The organism is Sulfurospirillum diekertiae, from assembly GCF_002162315.1.
GTDB lineage: Bacteria > Campylobacterota > Campylobacteria > Campylobacterales > Sulfurospirillaceae > Sulfurospirillum.
In genome coordinates this window covers 2217616-2241451 of the sequence record NZ_CP021416.1, presented here as the reverse complement: position 1 = coordinate 2241451, position 23836 = coordinate 2217616, and the positions used below count along the sequence as shown (strand labels likewise).

24 protein-coding genes and 1 pseudogene are annotated in these 23836 nt (G+C 38.6%); 13 read left to right on the top strand and 12 right to left on the bottom strand.

Features of this window, described 5'->3' with window-relative positions:
- Positions 1–144 precede the first annotated feature (144 nt).
- A complete protein-coding gene (locus Sdiek1_RS11415; RefSeq protein WP_087439227.1) occupies positions 145–1380 on the bottom strand; it encodes an HD-GYP domain-containing protein in 1236 nt (411 codons plus the stop codon).
- 103 nt (positions 1381–1483) lie between these two features.
- Here Sdiek1_RS11415 and Sdiek1_RS11410 point away from each other — a divergent pair, with 103 nt between their 5' ends.
- Positions 1484–2368 (top strand): DMT family transporter, encoded by an 885-nt coding sequence (locus Sdiek1_RS11410; protein ID WP_087439226.1) that lies wholly within the window; start codon positions 1484–1486, stop codon positions 2366–2368.
- On the opposite strand, the gene Sdiek1_RS11405 is transcribed toward Sdiek1_RS11410, so the two are convergent.
- Complete coding sequence (locus Sdiek1_RS11405; protein WP_238099312.1) at positions 2365–3555, bottom strand: EAL domain-containing protein; 1191 nt, start codon at positions 3553–3555, stop codon at positions 2365–2367. The two genes, Sdiek1_RS11410 and Sdiek1_RS11405, sit on opposite strands and share 4 nt — an antisense overlap.
- Before the next feature lie 452 nt (positions 3556–4007).
- Between Sdiek1_RS11405 and Sdiek1_RS11400 the strand changes: the two genes are divergently transcribed.
- Positions 4008–6428: a heavy metal translocating P-type ATPase gene (locus tag Sdiek1_RS11400; protein ID WP_087439225.1), complete on the top strand. Its 2421-nt coding sequence runs from the start codon at positions 4008–4010 to the stop codon at positions 6426–6428.
- Between the two features lie 2 nt (positions 6429–6430).
- Positions 6431–6670, top strand: coding sequence for a cbb3-type cytochrome oxidase assembly protein CcoS (gene ccoS / locus Sdiek1_RS11395; RefSeq protein WP_087439224.1), 240 nt, complete (start codon positions 6431–6433; stop codon positions 6668–6670).
- Between the two features lie 88 nt (positions 6671–6758).
- Here ccoS and Sdiek1_RS11390 read toward each other — a convergent pair whose 3' ends face one another.
- Complete coding sequence (locus Sdiek1_RS11390; RefSeq protein ID WP_087439223.1) at positions 6759–7058, bottom strand: c-type cytochrome; 300 nt, start codon at positions 7056–7058, stop codon at positions 6759–6761.
- A gap of 151 nt (positions 7059–7209) precedes the next feature.
- Here Sdiek1_RS11390 and Sdiek1_RS11385 point away from each other — a divergent pair, with 151 nt between their 5' ends.
- From Sdiek1_RS11385 to gmhA, 5 genes are read left to right on the top strand one after another with little or no spacing between them, the layout of a single operon-like run.
- Positions 7210–7914 (top strand): tetratricopeptide repeat protein, encoded by a 705-nt coding sequence (locus Sdiek1_RS11385; RefSeq protein WP_087439222.1) that lies wholly within the window; start codon positions 7210–7212, stop codon positions 7912–7914.
- Positions 7915–8427, top strand: coding sequence for a D-glycero-beta-D-manno-heptose 1,7-bisphosphate 7-phosphatase (gene gmhB / locus Sdiek1_RS11380; protein WP_087439221.1), 513 nt, complete (start codon positions 7915–7917; stop codon positions 8425–8427). It abuts the gene before it with no gap.
- A gap of 8 nt (positions 8428–8435) precedes the next feature.
- Complete coding sequence (rfaD, locus tag Sdiek1_RS11375) at positions 8436–9446, top strand: ADP-glyceromanno-heptose 6-epimerase (RefSeq protein WP_087439220.1); 1011 nt, start codon at positions 8436–8438, stop codon at positions 9444–9446.
- Entirely contained in the window at positions 9439–10857 is a 1419-nt protein-coding gene (rfaE1, locus tag Sdiek1_RS11370) for a D-glycero-beta-D-manno-heptose-7-phosphate kinase (RefSeq protein ID WP_087439219.1), read from the top strand. Before rfaD ends, rfaE1 begins: the two co-directional genes overlap by 8 nt.
- Positions 10854–11426, top strand: coding sequence for a D-sedoheptulose 7-phosphate isomerase (gene gmhA / locus Sdiek1_RS11365; protein WP_087439218.1), 573 nt, complete (start codon positions 10854–10856; stop codon positions 11424–11426). Before rfaE1 ends, gmhA begins: the two co-directional genes overlap by 4 nt.
- Here gmhA and waaF read toward each other — a convergent pair.
- The 9 genes from waaF to waaC are packed head-to-tail and all read right to left on the bottom strand — an operon-like array spanning position 11386 to position 18737.
- The gene (gene waaF / locus Sdiek1_RS11360; RefSeq protein ID WP_087439217.1) at positions 11386–12330 is read right to left on the bottom strand and encodes a lipopolysaccharide heptosyltransferase II; all 945 of its coding nucleotides are present in this window, start codon (positions 12328–12330) and stop codon (positions 11386–11388) included. The two genes, gmhA and waaF, sit on opposite strands and share 41 nt — an antisense overlap.
- Positions 12327–13187 (bottom strand): glycosyltransferase, encoded by an 861-nt coding sequence (locus tag Sdiek1_RS11355; protein WP_087439216.1) that lies wholly within the window; start codon positions 13185–13187, stop codon positions 12327–12329. The genes waaF and Sdiek1_RS11355 overlap by 4 nt, the downstream gene beginning before the upstream one ends.
- Positions 13177–13986: a glycosyltransferase family 2 protein gene (locus Sdiek1_RS15275; RefSeq protein WP_192866747.1), complete on the bottom strand. Its 810-nt coding sequence runs from the start codon at positions 13984–13986 to the stop codon at positions 13177–13179. Before Sdiek1_RS15275 ends, Sdiek1_RS11355 begins: the two co-directional genes overlap by 11 nt.
- Positions 13983–14726, bottom strand: coding sequence for a glycosyltransferase family 2 protein (locus Sdiek1_RS15270; protein WP_192866746.1), 744 nt, complete (start codon positions 14724–14726; stop codon positions 13983–13985). Before Sdiek1_RS15270 ends, Sdiek1_RS15275 begins: the two co-directional genes overlap by 4 nt.
- Complete coding sequence (locus Sdiek1_RS11345) at positions 14714–15793, bottom strand: glycosyltransferase family 9 protein (protein WP_087439215.1); 1080 nt, start codon at positions 15791–15793, stop codon at positions 14714–14716. The genes Sdiek1_RS15270 and Sdiek1_RS11345 overlap by 13 nt, the downstream gene beginning before the upstream one ends.
- Entirely contained in the window at positions 15780–16415 is a 636-nt protein-coding gene (locus tag Sdiek1_RS15015) for an O-antigen ligase family protein (protein WP_202819556.1), read from the bottom strand. Before Sdiek1_RS15015 ends, Sdiek1_RS11345 begins: the two co-directional genes overlap by 14 nt.
- A gap of 47 nt (positions 16416–16462) precedes the next feature.
- The gene (locus Sdiek1_RS15010; RefSeq protein ID WP_202819555.1) at positions 16463–17032 is read right to left on the bottom strand and encodes a hypothetical protein; all 570 of its coding nucleotides are present in this window, start codon (positions 17030–17032) and stop codon (positions 16463–16465) included.
- Positions 16999–17889: a lipid A biosynthesis lauroyl acyltransferase gene (locus Sdiek1_RS11335; RefSeq protein ID WP_161492037.1), complete on the bottom strand. Its 891-nt coding sequence runs from the start codon at positions 17887–17889 to the stop codon at positions 16999–17001. Before Sdiek1_RS11335 ends, Sdiek1_RS15010 begins: the two co-directional genes overlap by 34 nt.
- Positions 17883–18737, bottom strand: coding sequence for a lipopolysaccharide heptosyltransferase I (gene waaC, locus Sdiek1_RS11330; protein WP_238098954.1), 855 nt, complete (start codon positions 18735–18737; stop codon positions 17883–17885). Before waaC ends, Sdiek1_RS11335 begins: the two co-directional genes overlap by 7 nt.
- Positions 18738–18913: 176 nt before the next feature.
- Here waaC and Sdiek1_RS11325 point away from each other — a divergent pair, with 176 nt between their 5' ends.
- The 5 genes and pseudogenes from Sdiek1_RS11325 (at position 18914) to Sdiek1_RS11305 (ending at position 23773) form a co-directional block, all read left to right on the top strand.
- Positions 18914–19702 (top strand): 3'-5' exonuclease, encoded by a 789-nt coding sequence (locus Sdiek1_RS11325; RefSeq protein WP_087439213.1) that lies wholly within the window; start codon positions 18914–18916, stop codon positions 19700–19702.
- Positions 19699–21070: pseudogene (locus Sdiek1_RS11320) on the top strand (phosphomannomutase/phosphoglucomutase). The gene Sdiek1_RS11325 and the pseudogene Sdiek1_RS11320 overlap by 4 nt, the downstream one beginning before the upstream one ends.
- 1 nt (position 21071) lies before the next feature.
- Positions 21072–21935: a glucose-1-phosphate thymidylyltransferase RfbA gene (rfbA, locus tag Sdiek1_RS11315; protein ID WP_087439212.1), complete on the top strand. Its 864-nt coding sequence runs from the start codon at positions 21072–21074 to the stop codon at positions 21933–21935.
- Positions 21932–22954, top strand: a complete 1023-nt coding sequence (rfbB, locus tag Sdiek1_RS11310; protein WP_087439211.1) for a dTDP-glucose 4,6-dehydratase — start codon at positions 21932–21934, stop codon at positions 22952–22954. Before rfbA ends, rfbB begins: the two co-directional genes overlap by 4 nt.
- The gene (locus Sdiek1_RS11305; RefSeq protein ID WP_087439210.1) at positions 22955–23773 is read left to right on the top strand and encodes a DNA ligase; all 819 of its coding nucleotides are present in this window, start codon (positions 22955–22957) and stop codon (positions 23771–23773) included.
- Positions 23774–23836: the final 63 nt, after the last annotated feature.

The window sequence follows — 23836 nt, the reverse complement described above, 5'->3', positions numbered from 1 at the left end:
TAGGTTCATGATTATGATTTGCAAAGAGTATTGTGGAGAAAAAAAAAACAAAAGATAAGTGCCCGCATCGACAACTCCTCTTGAATACAACCGGATTTAATTTTATCATAATCCCACTAAAAGAAGTGTGATGGGAAAATAGTTTTACATGTAAAAAATGGGCTCGATTCCTTTTTCTAAATAGCACTTAAGATAGGAGGCTATGTCTTCTTTCGTATCTCTTTCAAGTTGATGGGATTTAGTGATGAGTGTGTCTAAAATAGTATCTATTTCTACAGATGTTATGGTCTCTTTAGTCGAGCCATGCAGTTGTGTTTGAAACGTATTTGCAATCATTAAAATAGATGCTTCTAAAGGAATGAGAGTGTTTTCTTTTGCTTGATATGATTTTTCTTGCGGCGGTGACATCATCTCTTTATAGTAAAATGAGATAATTTTGGCAATATAATCAAATCCTTTAATTTGGCGCAAAATAATCTGTGTGTCAAATCCTTGTCGTTTGATTTTAATCTGCTCGTCATCACTTAAAGAGGTACTTTTTTCAAGAATGGCATCGGGAATTCTGAGTTTGCCTAGATTCTGAAATAAAGCGGCAAGCTCAATTTCATCTTGCTCTCCAATCGACAGATGGCATAATTCAGCGATATTGCGAGCTAAAGAAGCAACCATCAAAGATTGATGTTTGTTTGACTGGTCTTTGGCATCAACAATGTTGGCAAACATACTGGCAATGCTTTTCAGTAAACTAAAAGGTACCGTTTCTATTTTTCCTTTTTCAACCCATTCCTTAAAATAGTAATGCAGTGGATCTGATTCTAAATAATGCCAAAAGAAATCCGTATGAGAAAGCTCTATAAAGGCATCACATAGTTTGGGTGCAAATAATTCTGGAGTGTATTTACGGATGATGGAGCGAATATACTCTTTTTCTTGAGATAAATGGGCTCCAAACTGTGAACGAAGGGCATCGATACGATCACTTAAGTAGATAAGATTTGCATAAAGTTTTATCTCCTCATCAATTTGGGGTAAAAATTGGTCCCAATGCGTATGATGCAACGCAATAATGTCTGAAAATTCACTGTAAATAGGGACGCTTTGAAGTAGTTTTGCTCCTCGATCACAATGGATTTGAGCATCTTCCCAATCAAGATTACAAACAATAGAGTTGTGGACATCGGTTAATGAGACCCCACAATCATGTAACATTGCCATCAGCATCAATTTATCTAATTTGGCTTGTCTCCACCCCATATTTTTGCCTATCTCATACGCTATGTAGGCAGCGCGTTTACCATGATGTATATCATTGATGCCTACATAATCAAGTGCTTCCGTGAGTACATAAGTCACTTCTCGTAGATTAAGCTGATAGTACATACTGAAATCTCCTTACAATCCCTTTTACAGTTTAAATTATAGAGTGCAACTGTTGCAACGGCGTTATATTTGTTATAATCACGCTTCTAAATAAAGGACATCAATGCAAGTCTATGTGCTCTTAGTGTTATGCGTGCTCTTTTGGTCTGCTAATTTTGTTCTCGGACGATTTGTTGCAGGAGCCATTGAACCTTGGGAATTAGCCTTCTTTAGATGGTTAGGTGTTTTTGTGGTCACCTTGCCTTTTTTACTTTTACATGTAAAGAAAATTTGGCGTGCCTTAAGAGAGCATTTTGGCATTTTAGTAGTGCTCTCAGCACTTGGTATCGCGGCATTTAACACACTTTTATATATTGGGCTTCAAAAAACAACCGCGACGAACGCATTGTTGATTAACTCTTCCATTCCAATCATTATTGTCTTACTCTCCTTTGTCATTTTAAAAACACGTATTGCTAAAATACAGGTTTCTGGCATTCTTCTCTCAACGCTGGGTGTCATTTTTTTAGTGCTCAAAGGCGATGTCCAAAGCATTGTTACGTTGAGTTTCAATTCAGGTGATTTTTGGGTGATCGCCTCATCTGTGTGTTGGGCAAGTTACAGTGTTTTGGTTAAATTTAGACCTTCGAGTTTGAGTAGTTTTGAGTTTTTTATAACGACAGTGAGCTTAGGTTTAGTTATGTTACTCCCTTTTTACCTTGCACAAGGGTATACGTGGGAACGTGAAGTGATGATCCTAACACACTACACGTGGGTGATTGCTTATGTTGTTTTGTTTACATCCATTCTTTGTTACTATTTGTGGCATTATGGCATTGCTCACATTGGTGCTGGAAAAACAGGACAATTTACTCATCTGATGCCACTGTTTGGAAGTTTCTTGGCGTATCTCTTTTTAGGAGAGCGTTTAGAATGGTACCATTTAGGCGGTATTCTTTTGATTTTTGGAGGAATTTATCTCTGTTTATTTGTCAAAAAAAAGTGTTAATGTGAAGCAGTAGGTGGAAGTTGTGGGTTTGGTTTCCCGATATAAAAACCTTGCGCATAATCAATCCCGATCTCTTTAACGCACGCAAGAACCTCTTCAGCGTGGACATACTCTGCAATGGTTTTGATATTAAGCTCTTTAGCAAAGTTGACAATCGTTTTAACGATGATTTTCGTCTCTTCATTTTGATGAATATTTTTAATCAAACTTCCATCAACCTTAATGAAATCAACTCTAAGTTCGGTCAGCCGTTCAAAGTTAGAGTAACCTGAGCCAAAATCATCAATGGCAATTTTGGCTCCATACGATTTCACTTGGTCAATAAATTTGGCGATGGCTTCATAATTTTCAATACCATCGCTCTCTAAGATCTCAAAAATAACCCATGGTCCAACGTTAAACTCTTCAAGCTTTTCGAGGATAAATGTTGTGGTAACAATGTTCGTCATATCGAGGTAAGAGAGGTTGATAGAAAAGCTACTTGAAGAGATTTGAAAAGTTTCAAATGCTTTTTGAATGAGAGACATGGAGAGTTTAGAGTAGATTTTAGAATGTTTGGCAACCTCTAAGAATTCTACGGGAAGGTAATACGTTCCATCTTCCTTTTTGATGCGCATTAAGGTTTCAAACTTCTCGATCTCATTGGTATGGAGATTTAAAATAGGTTGGAAAAAAGGAACGACATAATCTTTTGCAAGCGCCTCTTTGAGGGTATGCCTCATCATCATATTGTGATGGTATTCTGCTTCTTTATGACTACTTTTATCATAGATAATATATGGTAAACGCTTATTTTTGGCTTCTTTACAAGCAATGGACGCGAGCTTCAAAAGACTTTTTTTGCCTTGATGTGCCCCAATGGAAAGGGTGGTATCGACTTCGACATCATCGCAAATAATGCGATCTTTGGTGATTTTCATCGAGATTTTTTTGAGGTATTTTTTGAGATTGTAGTCGTTGAAAGGCACACGGATCAAAATGGCGTAAATGTCGGCTTCAAACTTATACAGTGTCGCATCAATAGGCGGAAGATTTTGGCGAAGCCATTCACCAATCACTTTAAGAAATTTATCACCAAAATTATGTCCATAAAAGTTATTGGTATTTTGAAAGGAGTCAATATTGATAATAATCAGAGTTGACTCAATATCAGGATCAAGTTCTTTCGTGTCTTTAAGTAATTTCAGGCGATTTGGTAATTTGGTATTCAGATCGATATAAAAATTTTTTACGGAGCTCGTTTTTCAGTTTTGTATTACTTTTGTATAATTTTGTAACAATTATAAGGTTTAAAATCGCAGATAGAACGAAGAGTAGATAAGCGATCTCTGGCAACTGATACCAAAGAGAAAGATAGGTAAGGCATAGCGTCAGCAAAAGAAAGAATACCATTTTAAGATAGAATTTTTTACTACTCTCCAACGTATTCCTTTGAGCCTATAGATGCTTACATTTACATGTAGGGGTAGCACTTTAGCACAAAGGTTTTAAAAAAAAAAATTAAGTGATTTTTTTGGCTAGAGTCTTAAATTGAGAGGAGATTTAAAAAAAGCTACTATGCTTAGATGAGTATCAGGTTCATCACAAAAAAGTCACGCTATAATGTTTTCTAAGATGTAACTTTAGATGAAAGATTAATATGAGCAAACAACGTTGCGATCATTGTCACTTAGAATACGAAACCTCAATGTTACTGCCTGATACAAGTTTTAACCCTCCTAAATTTTTTTGTTGTAAAGGATGTCAAGGTGTTTTTCACCTTTTGAGCGATGAAGGACTGAGTACGTTTTATACTAAAATGGGAGAAACGACCCTCACACCTCCCAAAGCTACTTTAGACGATGTTAATCGTTTTGATTTGGATGGATTTGTTTCCAAATATGTGAAAAAAAGTAAAGAAGGATTTAGCGAAATCGCACTTATTATCGAAGGGATTCATTGTAGTGCGTGTGTATGGCTCAATGAAAAAGTGCTCTCTAGGCAAGAGGGGATTGTTGAAGTTTCCATTAGTTATACCAATCATAAAGCCAAAATTGTGTGGGATGAATCATTGATCAAACTTTCAGAGATTATTGAAACCATTCGCAGCATTGGGTATAACGCCTATCCGTATGATCCTAAAAGCGGAGAAGAGCGAGCGACGGCACAACGTAGAGAGTATTACTCCAAACTGCTTGTAGGTATTTTTGCGACGATGAATGTAATGTGGATCGCCATTGCGCAATATGCAGGCTATTTTACAGGCATGCAGAGCAATATCAAAAATATTCTCAATTTCGCCGAGTTTGTTCTCGCCACTCCAACGCTGTTTTACACCGGTTCGGTTTATTTTAAAGGGGCGTATTATGGCATCAAACATCGCTATATTACGATGGATTTTCTCGTCGCTACGGGAGCAACACTCACCTATATTTTTTCTCTCTACGCGATGTTTTCACATAATGCTGAGGTCTATTTTGACTCAGTAACGATGATCGTTACCTTTGTCTTTGCGGGTAAATATTTGGAAGTTTTAACCAAGAAAAAAGCGGTAGACACACTCGACGCTTTTGGAAGTTCGATGCCCACAGAAGTCACCTTGATCAAAGGCGATGAAAAGATTTTAACCAGCGTTGAGTCGGTTGAAATTGGCGAGATCATCGAAGTGCGTGCCGGTGATAAAGTGGCCATCGACGGTGTCATTACCGAAGGGGAAGGTTCGTTTGATCTTTCACGTTTAAATGGTGAATCCATTCCTATTTTAGCTCAAAAAGGCGATAAAATTCTGAGTGGCTCCATTTGCTTAGACAGCGTTATTCACTACCAAGCGACCAACACTTTTTCCTCTTCGATGTTCTCTAAGTTGGTCTGTTTGCTTGAAGATGCCATGAATAAAAAGCCCAAAATAGAAAAACTTGCCAATCAAATTTCGGGCTATTTTTCACGAACCATTTTGCTCTTAGCGTTTTCAACATTGCTGTTTTGGTTTTACCAGAGCGGTTCCTTTGAAAAGGGTTTGATTATTGCGATCTCTGTCATCGTCATTGCCTGCCCTTGTGCCTTAAGTCTTGCTACCCCTGTAGCAACGATTGTGGGGATTGGGCTTGCTGCGAAAAAAGGGATTTTGTTTAAAGAGGCAGGATTTTTAGAGAGCATGGCAAAATGTAATACGCTTGTTTTGGATAAAACAGGCACCATCACGAAAGGCAAACCCGAAGTTGTCATGTATGAGTATGCGTACACTTTTGATCGATCTTTGTTGTATGCCCTTGTCAATTCATCCAATCATCCTATCAGCCAAGGGGTTGCACGCTTTTTAAAAGAAGATGAAACCACTTTACATGTAAAGAGTTTAGAGCAGATAAAAACGGTAGAGGCAAAAGGAGTCAGAGCCATTGCTGAGGGCTATGAGCTTCTTGGGGGCAATGCCAAAATGATGGAAGAGGCAGGCATCGAAGTGCTTTTGCCGAAAGGATTTGAATCACTCAGTCACTATTTCTTTGCGATTGATGGCAAACTTATGGCGATATTTGGGCTTAAAGATGCGCTCAAAGAGGGTGCTAAAGAGAGCATTGAGGCACTTAAAGCTTTGGGGTTAGAAATTGTCATGCTCAGTGGCGATCATGCAAAAGTAACCCAAGAAATTGCCGAAGAAGTGGGCATTAAGACGTACGAAGCAGGGCTCTTTCCTCATGAAAAAGCTGCATATATTGAAACGCTCCGTCAAAAAGGCCAAAGAGTAGTGATGGCAGGTGATGGCATTAACGATACTTTAGCGTTGAGTCAAAGCGAAATTGCGATTGCAATGGGGAATGGAGCTGATGTTGCGGTAGATATCAGTGATATTGTTCTGACCAATGATAGTATGCAAAGTTTGTATGAAGCGTTTGTTATCGCAAAAGCAAGTCTACGTGTGGTCAAAGAGAACTTATTCTTTTCGTTGCTGTACAATATTGTTACAATTCCCTTAGCCATGAGTGGGCATGTGATACCTTTATTTGCAGCCCTTTCCATGTCACTTAGTTCGTTGGTTGTTGTCGGTAATTCGATGCGCATTAAAAATGTTTTAAAAAGGTCGTAGCTATGGATGGGTGGATTATTGCGATGATGTTGGGTGCTTCAACACTGCTGGGAGCATTTGGTTTATGGGGATTATTGTGGGGAATCCGTAGTGGGCAATTTGATGATCATCAAAAGTTTTTGGATGGTGCACAGTTTGACAGTGAAGAAGCACTGAATGATGCTGTCAATATGGAACGTAAAAAAGCAAAAGTCTTAAAAGAGAAGAAAGAAAGAGAGGTGGGATACGCCCCACCTGATTAACGAAACTTTTCTGCCTCAAAGAGGCAAGCTTCAGTACCTAATGCAACGTAGCTATAAGAACTTTCCTTGTAGCTACGTAATGATAGGCTTATTTATATGAAGCGATTGTTGCAGCGACTGCTTTAAGATCTTCATCGCTAAGTCCAGAAGCGATAGGTTTCATGACGCCTTTCATTGCTGCACCATAACTGCCATCTTTATAACCTGTAACAGCTGCTGTGATTTTAGCGGCATCCCAACCTGCAATGATTTGAGATTTATTCAAGGCTGCTTTAGAAGCTTTGTCTCCATGACAGGAAAAACATTTTGATTGGTAGATTGCTGCGCCATCGGCTGCCATCAAACTAGATACTGCTGCAATTGCTAAAATTGTACAAACTTTTTTCATACGAAATACCCCTTTTTGAGTTGTGTAAGAAAAATTATAACTAACCAGACTTTAACCCTGCTTAGGTTTTCTAAGCGCCCTTGGTGTTCTATTTTCATTTCGGTAAAACTTGGATATAATCTAGTCCATCTTAATCTGAGTAGGGGTTCATTTGTTTCGAAGTGCGATAGCTTTATTATGTTTAGCGGTGACTCTGTTTGGGGCAACACATAGTGTCTGTGTAACCGAAAGATCAGATACAGCAAGAGCAAAAGAAGCCATTGAAGCGATTTTAAGCACAGAGCCAAACAATACAGAGTGTATGCTTCAACTTGCCAATATCTATCTTAAACAGGGGAAAATTGCTCAAGGATTTGAAATCTTGGTGGATGCGTATTCGATTGATCCACACAATGTTCAAAAGAGCCGTATTGCTACTGTTCTTCCCTTTGCACTTAAAGTTTCCAATTTAAAACAACAAGCGGCCAAAACCAATGACAAAGATATTTGGAACAAATTGGGCGATGGTTATTTTGAAATGGGCATTTTTAATGAAGCTTCAAAGATGTACCAAAAAAGCCTTGCTGTGGATGATATGCAACATATGATTCGCCTGAAACGTGCACTTGCTCTTCAAAAAAATGCACAAATTTATACAGCGATTGAAGAGGTGCAGATTGTCTTGATCAAAGAGCCAACACACCTTTATGCCAACTACTACATGGGTAAATTTTTAGCGTATGACTTACGAAATCGTGAAGAAGCAAGAGACTTTTTTGTGAGAGCAAAAGCTTCTTTGATAGCGCAAAAAGATACGTTTGGCTACCTTGAATACACCAATTTACTCAGTGATATCACCAAAGAGCTTGGAGAATAAGTGCAAAAAGCAATTTTCTTAGATCGCGATGGTGTCATTAATGTTGACAAAGCATATGTATCAAGGGTGGAAGATTTCGAGTTTTGTAATGGCGTTTTTGAAGCTTTACGTTATTTTCAATCTTTAGGGTATTTGCTGATTATTGTGACCAATCAATCGGGCATTGGACGAGGCTATTACAGCGAAAAAGATTTTGAAACATTAACCGCGTGGATGCTTCAAGAGCTTTTACATGTAAACATTAAAATCGACGCCGTTTACCACTGTCCGCATGCACCAGAAGCGAACTGCGCGTGTCGCAAACCCAAAAGTGGTATGCTTAAAGCAGCGATTGAAGCATTTGACATCGATGTGTCACAATCATGGATGATCGGCGATAAACCCAGTGATATTGAAGCCGCATTTGGCGCTGGCATTACACAAACAATTCTGCTTCATCCTATCCCTTCTAGCACTCAAGCTAAATATTGCGTTAATTTTCTTTTGGATACAATTAATCTTATTAAACAATAGGGTTAAGCATGCATTACAGCGAAACAGATTTCAACCAAAAAAACATTTTAATTACAGGTGGAGCAGGATTTATCGGTAGTAATCTTGCTTTTTATTTTCAAGAAAATTATCCTACGTGCAACGTCGTTGTCTTTGATCTTTTTAGAAGTGAAGCTACCTTTTCCAATGGCAATCTCAAGAGTTTTGGGCACTTTAAAAATCTCATAGGATTCAAGGGTGAAGTCATTAGTGGCGACATCAATGATGATGAAGCGCTCAACAAACTCTCTTCGTATCGCTTTGATTATATTTTTCATGAAGCAGCCATTTCGGATACAACGGTTTTAGATCAGGGCATTATGGTAAAAACCAATGTCAATGCGTTTAAAACTATTTTAGAACTTGCCAAAGTGAACCATTCCGTTGTGGTTTATGCTTCCAGTGCGGCGACATATGGTGATGCCGCTTCACCACAGCGTGTAGGGCATGAGCAACCTCAAAATGTGTACGGGTTTAGTAAGCTTTCTATGGATCATTTAGCCCGTGAATTTTGTGCTCAAAACCCTACTATGAGCGTGATAGGGCTACGCTATTTCAACGTCTATGGTCCAAGAGAATACTTTAAAAACACAACAGCTTCGATGGTTTTGCAACTAGGACTACAAATTTTAAGTGGTAAAACACCCCGTCTTTTTTATGGCTCCGATAAAATTGTACGTGATTTTATTTACATTGACGATGTCGTTCAAGCCAATATCAAAGCAGCGGTTTCAGGTAAAAGCGGTGTGTACAATGTTGGAACGGGCAATCCACGAAGTTTTCAAGATATTGCCGACATCTTACAAAAAGAGCTTGGAACTGCTTTAGGCACAGCGTATTTTACTAACCCTTACCGTGCGTATCAGATGCACACGGAAGCGGATATCTCTTTTACATGTAAAGATTTGGGCTATGCGCCACGTGTGAGTTTAGAAGAGGGCATTAAAGCCTATGTGCCAGAGATTCAACGTATTTTTAAATGCGAAGTGAACCATGGATAGATTAAGAACGTATCAGCCTTCCATTTTAGTCATTGGTGATTTAATGCTCGATCACTACCTTTGGGGAAAATGCGAACGTATCTCTCCAGAAGCTCCTGTTCAAGTTGTGGATATTCAAAATGAGAGCACGGTTTTAGGAGGTGCGGGCAATGTGGTCAACAACCTTTTAAGTTTAGGGGCTAACGTCAGCGTTTTGAGTGTTGTGGGAGATGATGAGAACGGCAAAGAGTTACTCTGTATGCTCGAAACCTTAGGGGCGGATATTAAAGGTATCGTGAAACAAACGGGACGTAAAACCAGTAAAAAAAGCCGTGTGATTGCGTCGCACCAACAAGTTGTGCGTTACGATAGTGAATCCAAAGAAGACATTACGGAAGCTTCAGTTAAGGCTCTTTTAGCGCAATGTGAAAACTATCTCGATACAGTAGATATTATTGTGCTTTCTGATTATGGTAAAGGTGTTTTAACACAAAGTTTTACATGTAACGTCATAGCGCTTGCAAAATCACATCAAAAATGCATTTTAGTAGACCCAAAAGGGGATGATTACCGAAAATACAGTGGCGCAACATTACTAACGCCCAATAAAAAAGAGGCGAGTATTGCCACAAAGATCGTCATCAAAGATGATGAAAGTTTGCAAAAAGCAGGGACTCTTTTGAAAGAGAGTTTGAGTTTAGAGTACGCAATCATCACACTCTCCGAAGATGGAATGGCTATTTTTGGCGATAATTTTATGAAGATGCCAACGGTCGCACGAGAAGTCTATGATGTCACAGGTGCGGGCGATACCGTTTTAGCCAGCCTTGGTTACGCACTCTCTTGCGGTCTTAGCATGAAGGAAGCTGCCTCGTTTGCCAATAAAGCGGCAGCCGTCGTTGTGGGAAAACTAGGAAGTGCTATCGTGACTTTGGATGAAATAGATGCCTATTCTCATAGCCTTAGAGGCGCTACAGCGGAGAGTAAAATTAAAACCAAAACAGAGATGGTTGCTCTTTTAAAAGCAACCAAGAACCAAAAAATAGTTTTCACCAATGGCTGTTTTGACATTTTACATGTAGGACACGTGAAGTACCTTGAAATTGCGAAAAGTTTTGGAGATATACTCATAGTTGGACTCAACGCCGATGATTCGATCAAACGTCTTAAAGGGCAAAGTCGTCCAATTAATCCACTGGAAGATCGAGCGTATATCTTAGCGAGCTTAGAATCGGTCAGTTATGTTGTCCCTTTTGAAGAGGATACACCACTGGAGCTTATCTCTGCCATCAAACCAGACATCTTGGTCAAAGGGGCGGATTACGAGGGTAAAGTAGTTGTGGGAAGTGATATTGCTAAAGAGGTACGACTCGTTCAGTTTGTTGAAGGTAAAAGTACCACAAAAATTATTGAGAGGGCACAACAAAAATGATGGAAATGATACAGCGTGAGATGCTCTCACATCAAGCAGTGATCGCAAAAACAATCGAGCATTTGCAAAGCCATATTTACACAGCATGTATCATTGCAACCGAAGCGCTTAAAAACGGTCACAAGATACTTCTGTGTGGCAATGGTGGTAGTGCGGCTGATGCACAGCATATTGCAGCGGAGCTTAGTGGGCGTTATAAGAGTGAACGACGAGGACTTCCAGGCATTGCATTAACCACCGATACTTCGGTTCTCACTGCTGTTGGCAATGACTTTGGGTTTGATCGTATTTTTGATCGCCAAGTCGAAGCATTGGCAAGGGAAGGGGATGTGCTGATTGGTATCTCTACGAGTGGGCATAGCAAAAATGTCGTACGTGCCCTTAGCCTTGCTCGTAATATGGGATGCAAAACGATAGGTCTTAGTGGACGTGATGGCGGTGTGATGAATGAATTTTGTGATATTAATATTGTTGTTCCAAGTGACGATACCCCTCGCATTCAAGAGGTGCACATTATGATTGGGCATATTATCTGTCAAGCGATAGATGATGCTCTAAGCGTAAAATAACTTCTTCTGCTTTAATGCCTCGCATACACGCGTGTGTTTTGATGGGGCACTCTCGTTTCATGCACGGGGCACAGACAAGATCGTGTGAAAGAATCGTGCTGTTTGGATTTTGCCAAGGAGATGTCTCTTTATACCGTGTTGGTCCAAACAGAGCAACCGTGGGGATTTGATACGCTGCTGCTACATGCATCGGTCCACTGTCATTGGTGACAAAGAGACTCAGTCCTGCAATAGTTTGAATTAACGCTTGAATCGTTGTTTTACCAGCTAAATTGGTGACATTGGTAATCTTGCTTTTTTTGAGTTGTTCTTCAACTTCTTGTGCAATATCCATTTCATTTGGTCCACCAAAAATGACAATATCATAGCGATCTGCAAAATGAATCGCCACTTTGGCAAACTCTTCTGGATACCACCGCTTGGCGCTTCCATACGTTGCCCCAGGATTAATCCCCAGTGTTGGTCGCTCAAAGTGAAAAGGCGTTTGATAAAGCTTTAAAGGAAGAGCCTTCGTCTTTACATGTAAAGATTTTGCAATAAATTGAGTGTACTTTTCAACCTGATGTCCCGCAAAGACATTTTTTTGATAGTGAAATTTCTTTTTTGCATCAAGACACCTTAATAAAAATGATGACACCAATGAGCTTCTAAAACTAATGGCTATATCGAAAGCTCCTAAAGTATGTGCTAGGGTGTAAAGCCAATAAAACCTTGAAAATGCTTTTTTACTTTCATCGACGATGCAGTGAGAAACGTTTGGATGACTCTTGAGTGCCTCTGTGGAGACAAAAGAACCAAAGAGGGTAATGTCTGCATTGGGGTAGTGTTCGATGATATTTTCAATGGCAGGCGTTGTCATGATAGCATCGCCTAACCATGTGGGAAGTTCAATAAAAAGTCTCATTTGATACGTTTGTAGTGTTTTTTACTCAGTTCTAACCCAAACAAGTTTTCTAACGTGAGCATCATTCGGTGTTTTTTCTCTTTGCTTGTCAAAATATGATGTTTATCTGCTTGAAAAACACCTTTTTCTTTAGGCAACCACTCTTGTACAATTTTTGGATGAGTGCCTGTGAATTCTTGGATGATACGACCATCAATGTCTGCATAGTTGATAGTTTTATGCCCTTTATTCCAGTATTGTTGCACTTTTTCGCTTTTTAGATTCATCTGTGCTTCGCTTCTTACCCACCCATAATGGTACATTTTAGCGCCACACTCCACCGCTTTGGGGTATCTGCCTATTTTATTTTTATCTAAAACAAGCCAAAAAAGCCCATCGGGAGCATAGCTACGAATGGAATTTTTGATAATACGAGGAGCTTTTCGGTACCAAGCAGGGCTCCAAAGATAGCTATTGGCATTGCCATAAAAATGATAGTAATCAAAAACGATCGCTTCGACATCTGCGTCATCTTTGTATTTTTTCATACATGCGTAAATTTTATCTAAATCATCTTCGTGAACCACTTCATCACCTTCAAGGTAAAAAGCCCAATCGCCTGTACAATTAAATTGAGCTATCATTTTTTGTTGACCGTAAACATAGCCACGGTCTTTCATATGATTGTTCCATTGGGATTCTATAATTCTGATTTTGGGGCTATCAATCGCGTGGATGATTTTGAGTGTGTCATCTTCACTTTGTCCGACATTGACAACAAACTCATCGACAATCGGTAAAATAGATTTGATAGATTCTACAAAAGGGTATCCTAGTATTTCGCCATTTTTGATGAAGGTAAACGCACTAATTGTCATTGTCTAACCCTTTGAGGTATTTATTGATTCCATTGTTACACCAAACGAGTTTTTGCTCAATGGTATTTTTTAAAATGGCATCATTTTGTGGAAGGCTGGCTCTCGTATTCTCTGGGTGATAGAGATGGTAAGCAATGGCATTAAAACGTATATCGTGTCTTTTGATACCATAATTGAGAAGTCTAACAGCAAATTCGCTATCTTCTCTTCCCCATCCAACAAAGTCCTCATTAAAGCCATTGATTGCAAGACAATCTTTTTTAAAAAAGGCTAAATTGCAGGTTTTAATGCCTTTGAGATGGTTTTTATGTGTTGAAAATAGAGAGCTTAAGAATTTAGAATGAAGTGTGTTTTTGCGATTTTTAATTCCTTGTGAGAAAAAATTTAAGGCGAGTTTCTTTGCCTGAAATATTTTCTGTGTCAGGTGCTTTTCAACTAAAACGCGTGTTCCTTGTGTAAAAAAGCCTTTTTTTGCAAAAGAGAGATGATCTTGAATAAAGTTTTGATGCAAGCAGATGTCCCCATCAATTAAAATAATATACTCACCGCTTGCTTTTGCAATAGCTCTGTTTCTACTCATGGAAGCGCGAAACCCAAGATCTTCTTGCCACGAATGGATAATAGGCAGAGTAGGGTTTTCGTGTGCAAAATTTTCGATAACTTTTTTTGTTTTTTCAGAACTTCCATCATCGGCGATAATGATTTCATCGGGTAAAAGTGTTTGTGTCGCGCAACTAAAAAGAACCTGTTGCAGTGCTTCTTCCCAGTTGTAGGTTGTAATGATAAGGCTACATGTCATCGTTTGTTATTCTCATAGAGCTTGATATATTTGTAGAAGGTACCATTGGCATTTGAGATCGAAATGACAAGTCCTTCATAGCCATTTAAAAATCCTTTTTTTAAAAAATAAAATTTTATAAACGTAAAGAAGGCTCTTACAACAGCTTGTAAAGGAGATGCGCTTTTCTTACCTTTTTTATCTTGTGCCCAAAGAGTGGAATATTTCTGCATTTTATCGATTAACTCATCAGCACTTTTAAAAGAGTAGTGTTCCAATTCGTTATTGAGCTTTTTAATTTTTAAACCATTGTTCAAAAGGCTTTCATGCACTAAATCATCACTGAATTTTGTGCTTTGTTTATGAAAAATACGTTTCACAAAGTCATTATCCCAGCCACAGCATTGCATTTTTTTGGTGCCGTAAAAATTAGATCTCTTGATCGCATAAAGGGTGTTTTTGTCAAATTTTATGGATTGTATTTCATTGATTAAGGCGGGTGTTGCAATTTCATCACTGTCTATGGAAAAAATCCAATCATTTTGAGCATAGGAAATGGCAAGATTTTTTAAGGGACCAAAACCAATGAATTCATGTTTGAAAATTTTAACATTAGGGTATTGCTGTGCAATTTTTAAAGTGTCATCGGTTGAACCATTATCTAAAATGATAATCTCATCAAATGATTGAAGTGCTTCAAGACATTTCTTGATATGCTCCTCAGAATTCTTTGTGAGTATCGTAACGCTTATTTTAACCATTTTTGAACTTCTTGAAAAATAGTGTTTGGATTGATGATTGCTAAACAGTCACTTTTACCATGCTTATCATCACATCCTGCTTTTCCACAAGGCACGCAGGGCAGATTGGCTTGAAAAATCGTAATAGCTCCATAGGTATAAAAAGGTGGAGTCCCTGTCATGTAAGTACCACTTAGATTATCCCATGGTGACCACATGGAGGTGAGGGTTGGACCAAAAATAGCAAAGATACGCTTATTTTGGGCTGCTGCGATATGCATGTTAAGAGTATCCATCCCAATATATGCTTGAGAGAGGTGTGAGAGTGCTATATATTCACCCAAAGAGGTTTTGCCTATGAAGTTGTGTATATTAGCAAGCTCTGGCAGGCTTTGAGAAATTTCTTCATCTATGGGTGTTTTTCCTCCCGTAACAATGATGGGAATGTTTAAACTATTTAAAAGTCTTAGAAGCGTGTTACGTGTTTCATTGTTGAGCATTTTATATCTATATTGAGCAGATGGGTGAAAAATAATGAAATCTTTAATGCCTCCTTTTTGCACTATAGTTTCTATGTTCCTTATATCTTCTGCTTTTGGATTAGCGGGTATTTCCACTTTAGAAGAGTTAATTTTGAGTAAATTAAGAGGTGATACGTTGTTCATAATAATATGTTTTGAGGTATCAAAAAAGTAGTGTTGTGTTAATAAAAGTTTTTTCCACCATGATTTTTTGGCATCTTTTTCAACAGCAGCAATAGAATGTTTCGCCGCAAAGGTAGCATATAAAACACTTCGGTCACTGGATGTCAAACTAATGGCTAAATCATACTTTCTAAAAATTGATTTTATTAACAAAAATTCTTCTTTGAGCCTTTGTATGACTGAGAGTTTTCGCCAAGAATATTTATAAAGATGGATCGTATGGATATGCTCCAACGTCTTGGCAATGCCTAGCGTATCATCATTAATCAATAAATCAATTTCAGCCTTGTCATAATGGTGATATAAGGCATTGATGAGAGGAGAACTTAAAAAAACATCCCCATTGGATCTTTGAATAACAATTAAGATCTTAGACTTTTTCACCGGAAAAGTCCTTGTAAAGGATGGCACTAAAATAAACAAATAAAAGGGCTGTATGATGCCCTAAAAGGTAACTGTCACTGAGCATAATGGTTAAAAATAAAAGAGGGAGTGCAAGTCTCAAGGGTGCGAGTGAATCATTTGATTTAAAAAATGATTGTATCTGTATATAAAAAATTGAAAGTAGCAGTAAAAGACCTACAATACCCGTTTGTGCTAAGACCAGTAAGTACATATTGTGAGGATTGACTGTAGGAAGGGCGCTTGGCGATCTTTTCATATTTACTTTTTCATATTCATTAGGAAAATCACCTGTCCCAACACCAAAAATAGGATTTGTTTTGATAATTTGTAAGGTATTCATTGCAAACGTCATTCGTAGTCCAACACTCGTGTTTGGATTTTTATCAATCATGTGAATGTCATTGAGTCCTTCGTGAATCCTTGTGTTAAAGAGCGTGCTTGACGAGTAGGCTATGAAAAAAATGGTAGGTAAAACAATGAGGATCAAAAGTGCAGATTTTAAAATATTTTTTTTAAAATATAAGATAAATGCTAAAGACAACATAACAAAAAAGCCAACTTGACCCGCTCTGCCTCCTGTGATAAAAATATTGATAGTCATGGTGGTTAAAAAAAAATAAAGAAATGATTTTAGAGAAGTTGTTTTTATCATTTTTGACGAAAAATATAAAGTAAATTAACAAAAAAAATACTGAATGCCAAAAATGGATTGTATGAAATATGGCTTATAAACGGGGTAGGATTGAGTGTTGTTGCGCTTTGAAAGGGGGGAATGATCCCAAACCAAATAAGATATGACAATACTTCAGATAGGCTCATCGCAAACAAAAAGGCAAGGATATAATAAGAAATATGTTCTTTTTTAACAATTGTAATGAAAATGAGAGGAAGCAACATACGCCACTCTTTACTCACTATATGCAGACCCCATTTTAAATCTTCACTCCATAGTAGGCCGATAAGATGAATCATGAAGAAGGCTAAAAAAGCGTATGTAATTTTATTGTGTTGGATGATGGTGAATTTTTCTTTGAACTTCCCTTCTACTAACCATAGAAGCATGATGCACCCTATAACAGCCGTTCCAATGGAAACGGATAAAGGGAATGTGAATCCTAATAAGATCAAAAGGTAGCTATTGATCGTTGGGATTTTTGTCTGAAATGATGAAAAATGATGAATCGTCACTTGTAGCATTCCTCGTATTGATTTTTCCATCTGCGGTGAAACCAAAACCATTCATCTGGCTTGCTCTCAATGATGCGTTGTGTTATCGCAGCTTGTGCTTGAATGCTATTCAGCAAAGATTGTTCGTTGTCATCACGAGGCGCAAGAATCGGTTCGTAAAAAGTGAGATCGAAGTGCTCATGATCTTGGGTTGTAATAAATGCAGGGATAATAATACAGTCTGTTTTTTTTGCAAATTGAGCAGCTGCTGGTGTGTGCCTTACCAGTTTTCCAAAAAAAGGAACAAGCACTCCCTCATTTTCAGAAGTATTCTGATCGACAAGTAAGCCTACACTTCCACCGTTTTTAAGGGCTTTGAGGATGCCTCGCATGGCACCTTTTTTATCTAAAAGCGTTACATTGAAGCGTTGCCTGTTTTTTTCTAGAATGGAATTCATCACTTTAGAGTCTAATTCTCTTCCAATAATGCTGATTGGCCCAAATTTTGCGCCTACCGCTAAGGACATAATCTCCCAATTACCATAATGGGCGGTTTGAAAAATGACCCCTTTTTTGAGTTTTAAAGCTTCAACATAGATGTGCTCATTGTGAAAAGTCACTTTTTGAAGTAGCTTCTCTTTTGAGATGGTTTGATTTTCTATAAAATCTTTGAGCAAGTAAAGTAAATTTTTATAGCACTGCTTGATAATCTCTATTTTTCGCTCTTCACTCATGCGATCTTCAAAAGCAAGATCTAAATTTACTTTGGCAATTTTGGTGTGTTTTTTATCAACTAAATAGCCGATGGCTGCAAAAAGATTAATCAAAAAGGTCAATAAAGGTTTTGGCAGTTTAGTCACAAAAAGTTTAAACAACCAAAAAGCTGATAGATAAAAATAATCTAACACGGGAGTAGTTCCTTTGCCAATGCAATAATTTTTAGGGGATCAATGTGTTGAATGCAAAAATCATGTTTGTTGATATCTCGTGCATTTATAGCTTTTTCGCAATCGATTGTCAAATTAATTGGGGTTGTAACGGTGTTTCGCGCACTGGGTGTTGGTCCGAAAATAGTAATACTAGGGCGACCTAATGCCCATGCTATATGGGTCGGTCCACTGTCTGCCCCTATGATGAGTTGGCTATTTTTAATGATCGCTTTGAGTTCATTCAAACTCATTTTTGGAAGCATCGTTGCGTTGGTATGCTCACAGATAAACTGCGCATCGTTCCTCTCTTCTTCACTTCCCCAAGCGACAAAACTCTTTACATGTAAAGCATTGATGATGTTCACAAAATGTTCTTTAGGATAAATTTTACTTTTCCACGATGAACCTGTAATGACAAGGAGTGTTGGAGTGATGCCGCTCTTATACGTTGAAAACAAAAAAGGCTCTTTGGTGTGAATGTCGGGAAGCTCAATGTTCAGGGCTTTACATGTAAGCTTGAGATTGCGCAGAATGACATTTTCTTCATAAGGAATATAAAAAGAGGTGTTATAGAACCATGACGCCAGAGGTTCTCTAAGGCTGTGTTGATCAAAACCAACACAGTTTGGACTTAAAATTCTAGCAACTAGAGCAGATTTGATGAGTCCTTGCAGGTCTAAAACAAGATCATACTGATTTTGCTTTGAGATCGTTTTGAGCTTTTGATACTCTTTGAAAAAATGAAGTTTATTGTTTTTGAGACGTAGGGGATAAATGGTGTAGATGTGAGGATTATTATCTAAGATACCGACAAATTTTTCTTCCACAAACCAATCAATCTGAGCGTCGGGAATGTTTTTTTTTGATATATTGCAAAACAATCATGGCGTGAATAATATCACCCAGTGCCGATAGTTTTACAATCGCAATTTTCATTCCGCATCATCCCTTTTTAAATGAGTTAAGTTATAATTTTAACTAAAAGTCACTTAAAGGCTGTTCAATGATCTGTGTGTTCGATATCGAGACCATCCCTGATACCAAGCTGATTCGAAGTGTCCTGAGCCTTGAAGGAGACGATCTTGAGGTCTCACTTTTAGCGCAAAAGGAACAAGAGGAGAAGAGTGGTAGCAGCTTTTTGCCGCTCTCTTTCCATAAAATAGTCGCTATTTCAGCCGTCATTGCCGATGATTTTGGCATTTTTCGCAAAGTGAGTAGCATCGAAGGAAACAGCGAGCATGAGATGATCAAAAGTTTTCTAGGCTTCATCAACAAACACAATCCAAAGCTAGTCAGCTTTAACGGGCGCAGCTTCGATATGCCCCTTTTGATGCTTCGTGCAATGCAATACAACCTTACATGTAGCGCTTATTTTGAGCAAGACAACAAAGAGCTCAATAAAAACAAATGGGAAAATTACCGTGCGCGCTACTCAGATCGCTTTCATGTGGATTTGTTAGACCATTTGTGCGAATTTGGCGCGGTGCGAGGGATGAAGTTAGACCATGTTTGCTCGATGGTAGGATTACCTGGCAAATACGATGTCCATGGCGATCAAGTAATGGAGCTTTATTATGCGGGCGAAATTGATAAGATTAAGGAGTATTGCGAGAGTGATGTGCTTAATACCTATTGGCTTTTTTTGAAGTATGAACTTTTAAAAGGCAACCTCATTATAGAGGATTATCAGCGTGCATTGGTTACAATGCAAGAAAATTTACGGGTTGAAAAATCCTATACGGATGTTTTTGGCATCGCAATTGAAGAAGAACTGTACAAGGAGAACCATTGAAAGCGATATTTAGAGAGTATGACATCAGAGGTATTTACGAAAAAGAGCTGAACGAGCAAACCGTAAAATTAATTGGGTATTTTTTAGGAAAACAGATTGCTAAAGTAGGTAAAAATGTTGCGATTGGCTATGATGCGCGTTCGCATTCACCGATTTTGTGTGAATATCTCACGAGTGGTTTAAATAAGGCGGGCTGTAACGTCCTTAACATGGGATTAGTTGCAACACCAGTGAATTACTTTAGTAACTTTCAAAATTTTGATGGCGTGAGTCCTAACGCTTCGATTATGATCACCGGTTCTCACAACCCTAGCGAATACAATGGCTTTAAAATCACGATTGATAAAAAACCGTTTTTTGGTGAAGATATTTATGCTGTCGGTCGAGAGATTATGCAAAATTATGATCTTGAAATTGAGGATGATTTGAGCTCCACTTTCATTAATGCCAAAGAGCGTTATATCGCTTATCTTATTAAAGAATTTGACCATCTTAAAGGCTTCAACCAACCGTTTGTCTATGACTGTGGAAATGGCGTAGCAGGCGTTGTGGTGCAAGATGTTTTCAAAGCTTTAGGCTTTACATGTAAAGGGTTATTTACAGATCCTGATGGTACTTTCCCAAATCACCACCCAGACCCAACCGTAGAGAAAAACCTTAAAGACATTAAAAAAGAGCTTGAAGGCGAGTATGCGCTTGGCTTTGCGTATGATGGTGATGCTGATAGATTGGCGTTTTTGACCAAACACAACAATGTTAAAGGTGACATCATGGCGATTCTTTTCTCCAGTGCCATGAAAAACCCAACGGTCATTGGTGAAGTGAAATGTTCTCAAGTCATGTACGATGAGATCAATAAGCGAGGTCATGCGATTATGTACAAAACGGGTCACAGCAATCTTAAAGTCATGATCGCTAAAACCAATGCTGATTTTGCAGCGGAAGTCAGTGGTCACCTTTTCTTTAATGACCGTTATTTTGGCTACGACGATGCGATTTATGCAACACTTCGTATGATTGAAATGGTGAAAAATGGTTTGGACGTAGATGCTGAAATCGCAAAATTACCAACCGTATATTCTACTGAAGAACTTAAAGTCGAGACGAATGAAAGTGATAAATTTCCTCTCGTTGAAAAAGTAAAAGAGCTTCTTAAAAACCCTCCTAAAGATTTTCCTGCCATTAAAGAGATTGTCGATGTCGATGGTGTCAGAGTGATCTTTAACGATGGTTGGGGTTTGGTGCGAGCGAGCAATACAACGCCTGTTTTAGTCACACGTTTTGAATCGACCAATGCGGATAACGCGAAATTGTACGAAAAAAAAACTGAACGAGCTTATAGCAACTGCCAAAGCAGAGCTTCACTAACATGAAAGGGATCATCCTAGCAGGAGGAAGCGGAACGAGGCTTTATCCTGTCACGCAAACGATTAGCAAGCAGCTGTTGCCGATTTATGACAAACCGATGATCTATTACCCACTTTCGGTACTAATGCTAGCAGGAATTCGTGAGATACTCATCATTTCAACACCTCAGGATATTGGGAAGTTTGAAGATCTTTTTGGTGATGGTAGCCGTTGGGGTCTTTCACTCTCGTATAAAATTCAACCAAGTCCTGATGGATTGGCACAAGCGTTTCTTTTAGGCGAAGAGTTTATTGGGAACGATAGTGTCTGCTTAATTTTGGGTGATAATATCTTCTACGGTCAAGGCTTTACCCCCTTGTTACAGAGTTCTGCACAATTAAAATCAGGTGCGATTGTGTTTGGCTACCAAGTCAAGGACCCTCAGCGTTTTGGTGTGGTTGAGTTTGATGAAAATCAAAAAGCGATTAGCATTGAAGAAAAACCCAAAAATCCCAAATCCCCTTTTGCTGTCACGGGGCTTTATTTTTATGACAATAGTGTTATTGAAATCGCCAAATCTGTAAAGCCAAGCGAGCGTGGAGAGCTTGAGATTACCTCGGTGAATGAAGCCTATCTAAAACGAGGTGACCTCCAAGTGGAAGTTTTGGGTCGTGGATTTGCATGGCTTGATACTGGAACCCATGATAGTTTACTCGAAGCTGGAATGTTTGTCCAAACGATTGAAAAGCGTCAAAGCTTCAAAATTGCATGTTTGGAAGAGATCGCTTATAATTATGGCTGGATCACGAAAGAGCAAGTCTTAGAGATTGCAAAACCTCTCAGTAAAAATGGGTATGGAGAGTATTTGAAGGAGTTGGTTAAATGAGTCAAAAGTACATTCTCGTTACAGGCTGTGCAGGCTTTATTGGCTCAAACTTTGTACCTTATTTCTTAGAAAAATATCCAGAGTATCATCTTGTCAATCTGGATCTCTTGACCTATGCTGGTAATTTAGACAACCTCAAAGAAGTAGCTGGAAATGAGCGCTATACCTTCGTACAAGGTGATATCTGCAATAGAGCATTAGTAGAATCCTTGTTTGAAAAATATAATATTGGGGGCGTGATTCATTTTGCCGCAGAATCTCATGTAGATAACTCCATTAAAAATCCAGGGGTGTTTATCGAAACCAATGTCAATGGTACCTTTACACTGATAGATGTGGCGTATAAAACCTGGATGGAAAAACCTTTTATGCTGAGAGAGGGCTATGAAGAGTGTCGTTTTCATCATATCTCTACCGATGAAGTGTATGGCACATTAGGGGCTACGGGACTTTTTACAGAGATAACAAGCTATGCACCAAACTCTCCTTACTCAGCTTCTAAAGCAAGCAGTGATATGATTGTACGAGCCTATCATCACACGTATGGGATGAATACGGTCATTACCAATTGTTCCAATAACTATGGCCCAAAACAACACGATGAGAAACTTATTCCTACGATTATTCGAAAAGCATTAAATAATCAAAAAATTCCTATTTATGGTGATGGCAAAAATATCCGTGATTGGCTCTATGTGTTAGATCACTGCAAAGGGATTGACCTTGTTTTCCACGAAGGAAACTCAGGTGAGACTTATAATATCGGTGGACGCAATGAAAGGGATAACCTTTATATCGCCCACAAGATTTGTGAGATACTCGATACCCTAAAACCCAAAGAATCATCGTATAAAGAACAGATTAGTTTTGTGGAAGATAGAGCAGGGCATGACAGACGTTATGCCATTGATGCGACCAAGATAGAGACCAAGCTTGGCTGGGAAGCGGAAGAGAACTTTGAGAGTGGTATTCTTAAAACCGTTGTTTGGTATCTTCAAAAATATAAGGCAAAGATTTAAATGAAGCGATTAATACTCTTTTGGCTTCTTTTAACAAGTTTTATGTTTGGCGCTAAGCCTGAATTGATGCTTTTGCAAGAATGGAATGGACAAGACGTTTCAGGGTGGTTGATGAGTGAAAAAATGGATGGTGTGCGAGCCTATTGGGATGGGCAAAAACTGATTTCTAGAGGGGGCGTTGAACTTGCCGCTCCTGCTTGGTTTACCGAAGGATTCCCTCCTTTTGCTGTGGATGGAGAGCTTTGGAGTAAACGGGGAGATTTTGAAAATATCATCTCCATTGTTAAGAAAAAAGAGCTACATGATGGCTGGAAAAATATCGCTTTTTACGCCTTTGATGTGCCTTCCGAAAACGGTGGCTTGATCCAACGTTTGGTCAAGCTTGAGTATTATCTCAAACTCAATCAAGCGGATTATCTCAAAGTAGCCAAACAGTTTACATGTAAAGACAACGATGACTTGAAACGTTTTCTCACTGAGGTTGAAAAAGGCGGTGGAGAAGGCGTTGTAGTACGCAATCCTGATACCAAATACGTTGCCAAACGCGATCCCAACAGCCTCAAAGTGAAAAGTTTTCAAGATGCTGAATGTGAAGTAGTAGAGCATCATAAAGGCGAAGGCAAGTATAAAAACAGCTTCGGTTCGCTTACATGTAAGATGGATGATGGCGTGATGTTTGATATCGGCTCAGGTTTTAGTGAAAGCGAGCGTAAAAATCCTCCTGCCATTGGTTCTAAAATTACGTATAAATTTCAAGAGATGACCAAAGGTGGGAAACCACGATTCCCTATCTATATGAGAATTAAAGAAGAGATATAAGTTACTGAAAAATTGTGCTCTTATGAAAATAGTAATAGCAACCAAAGTAAAATGATTTAAAAC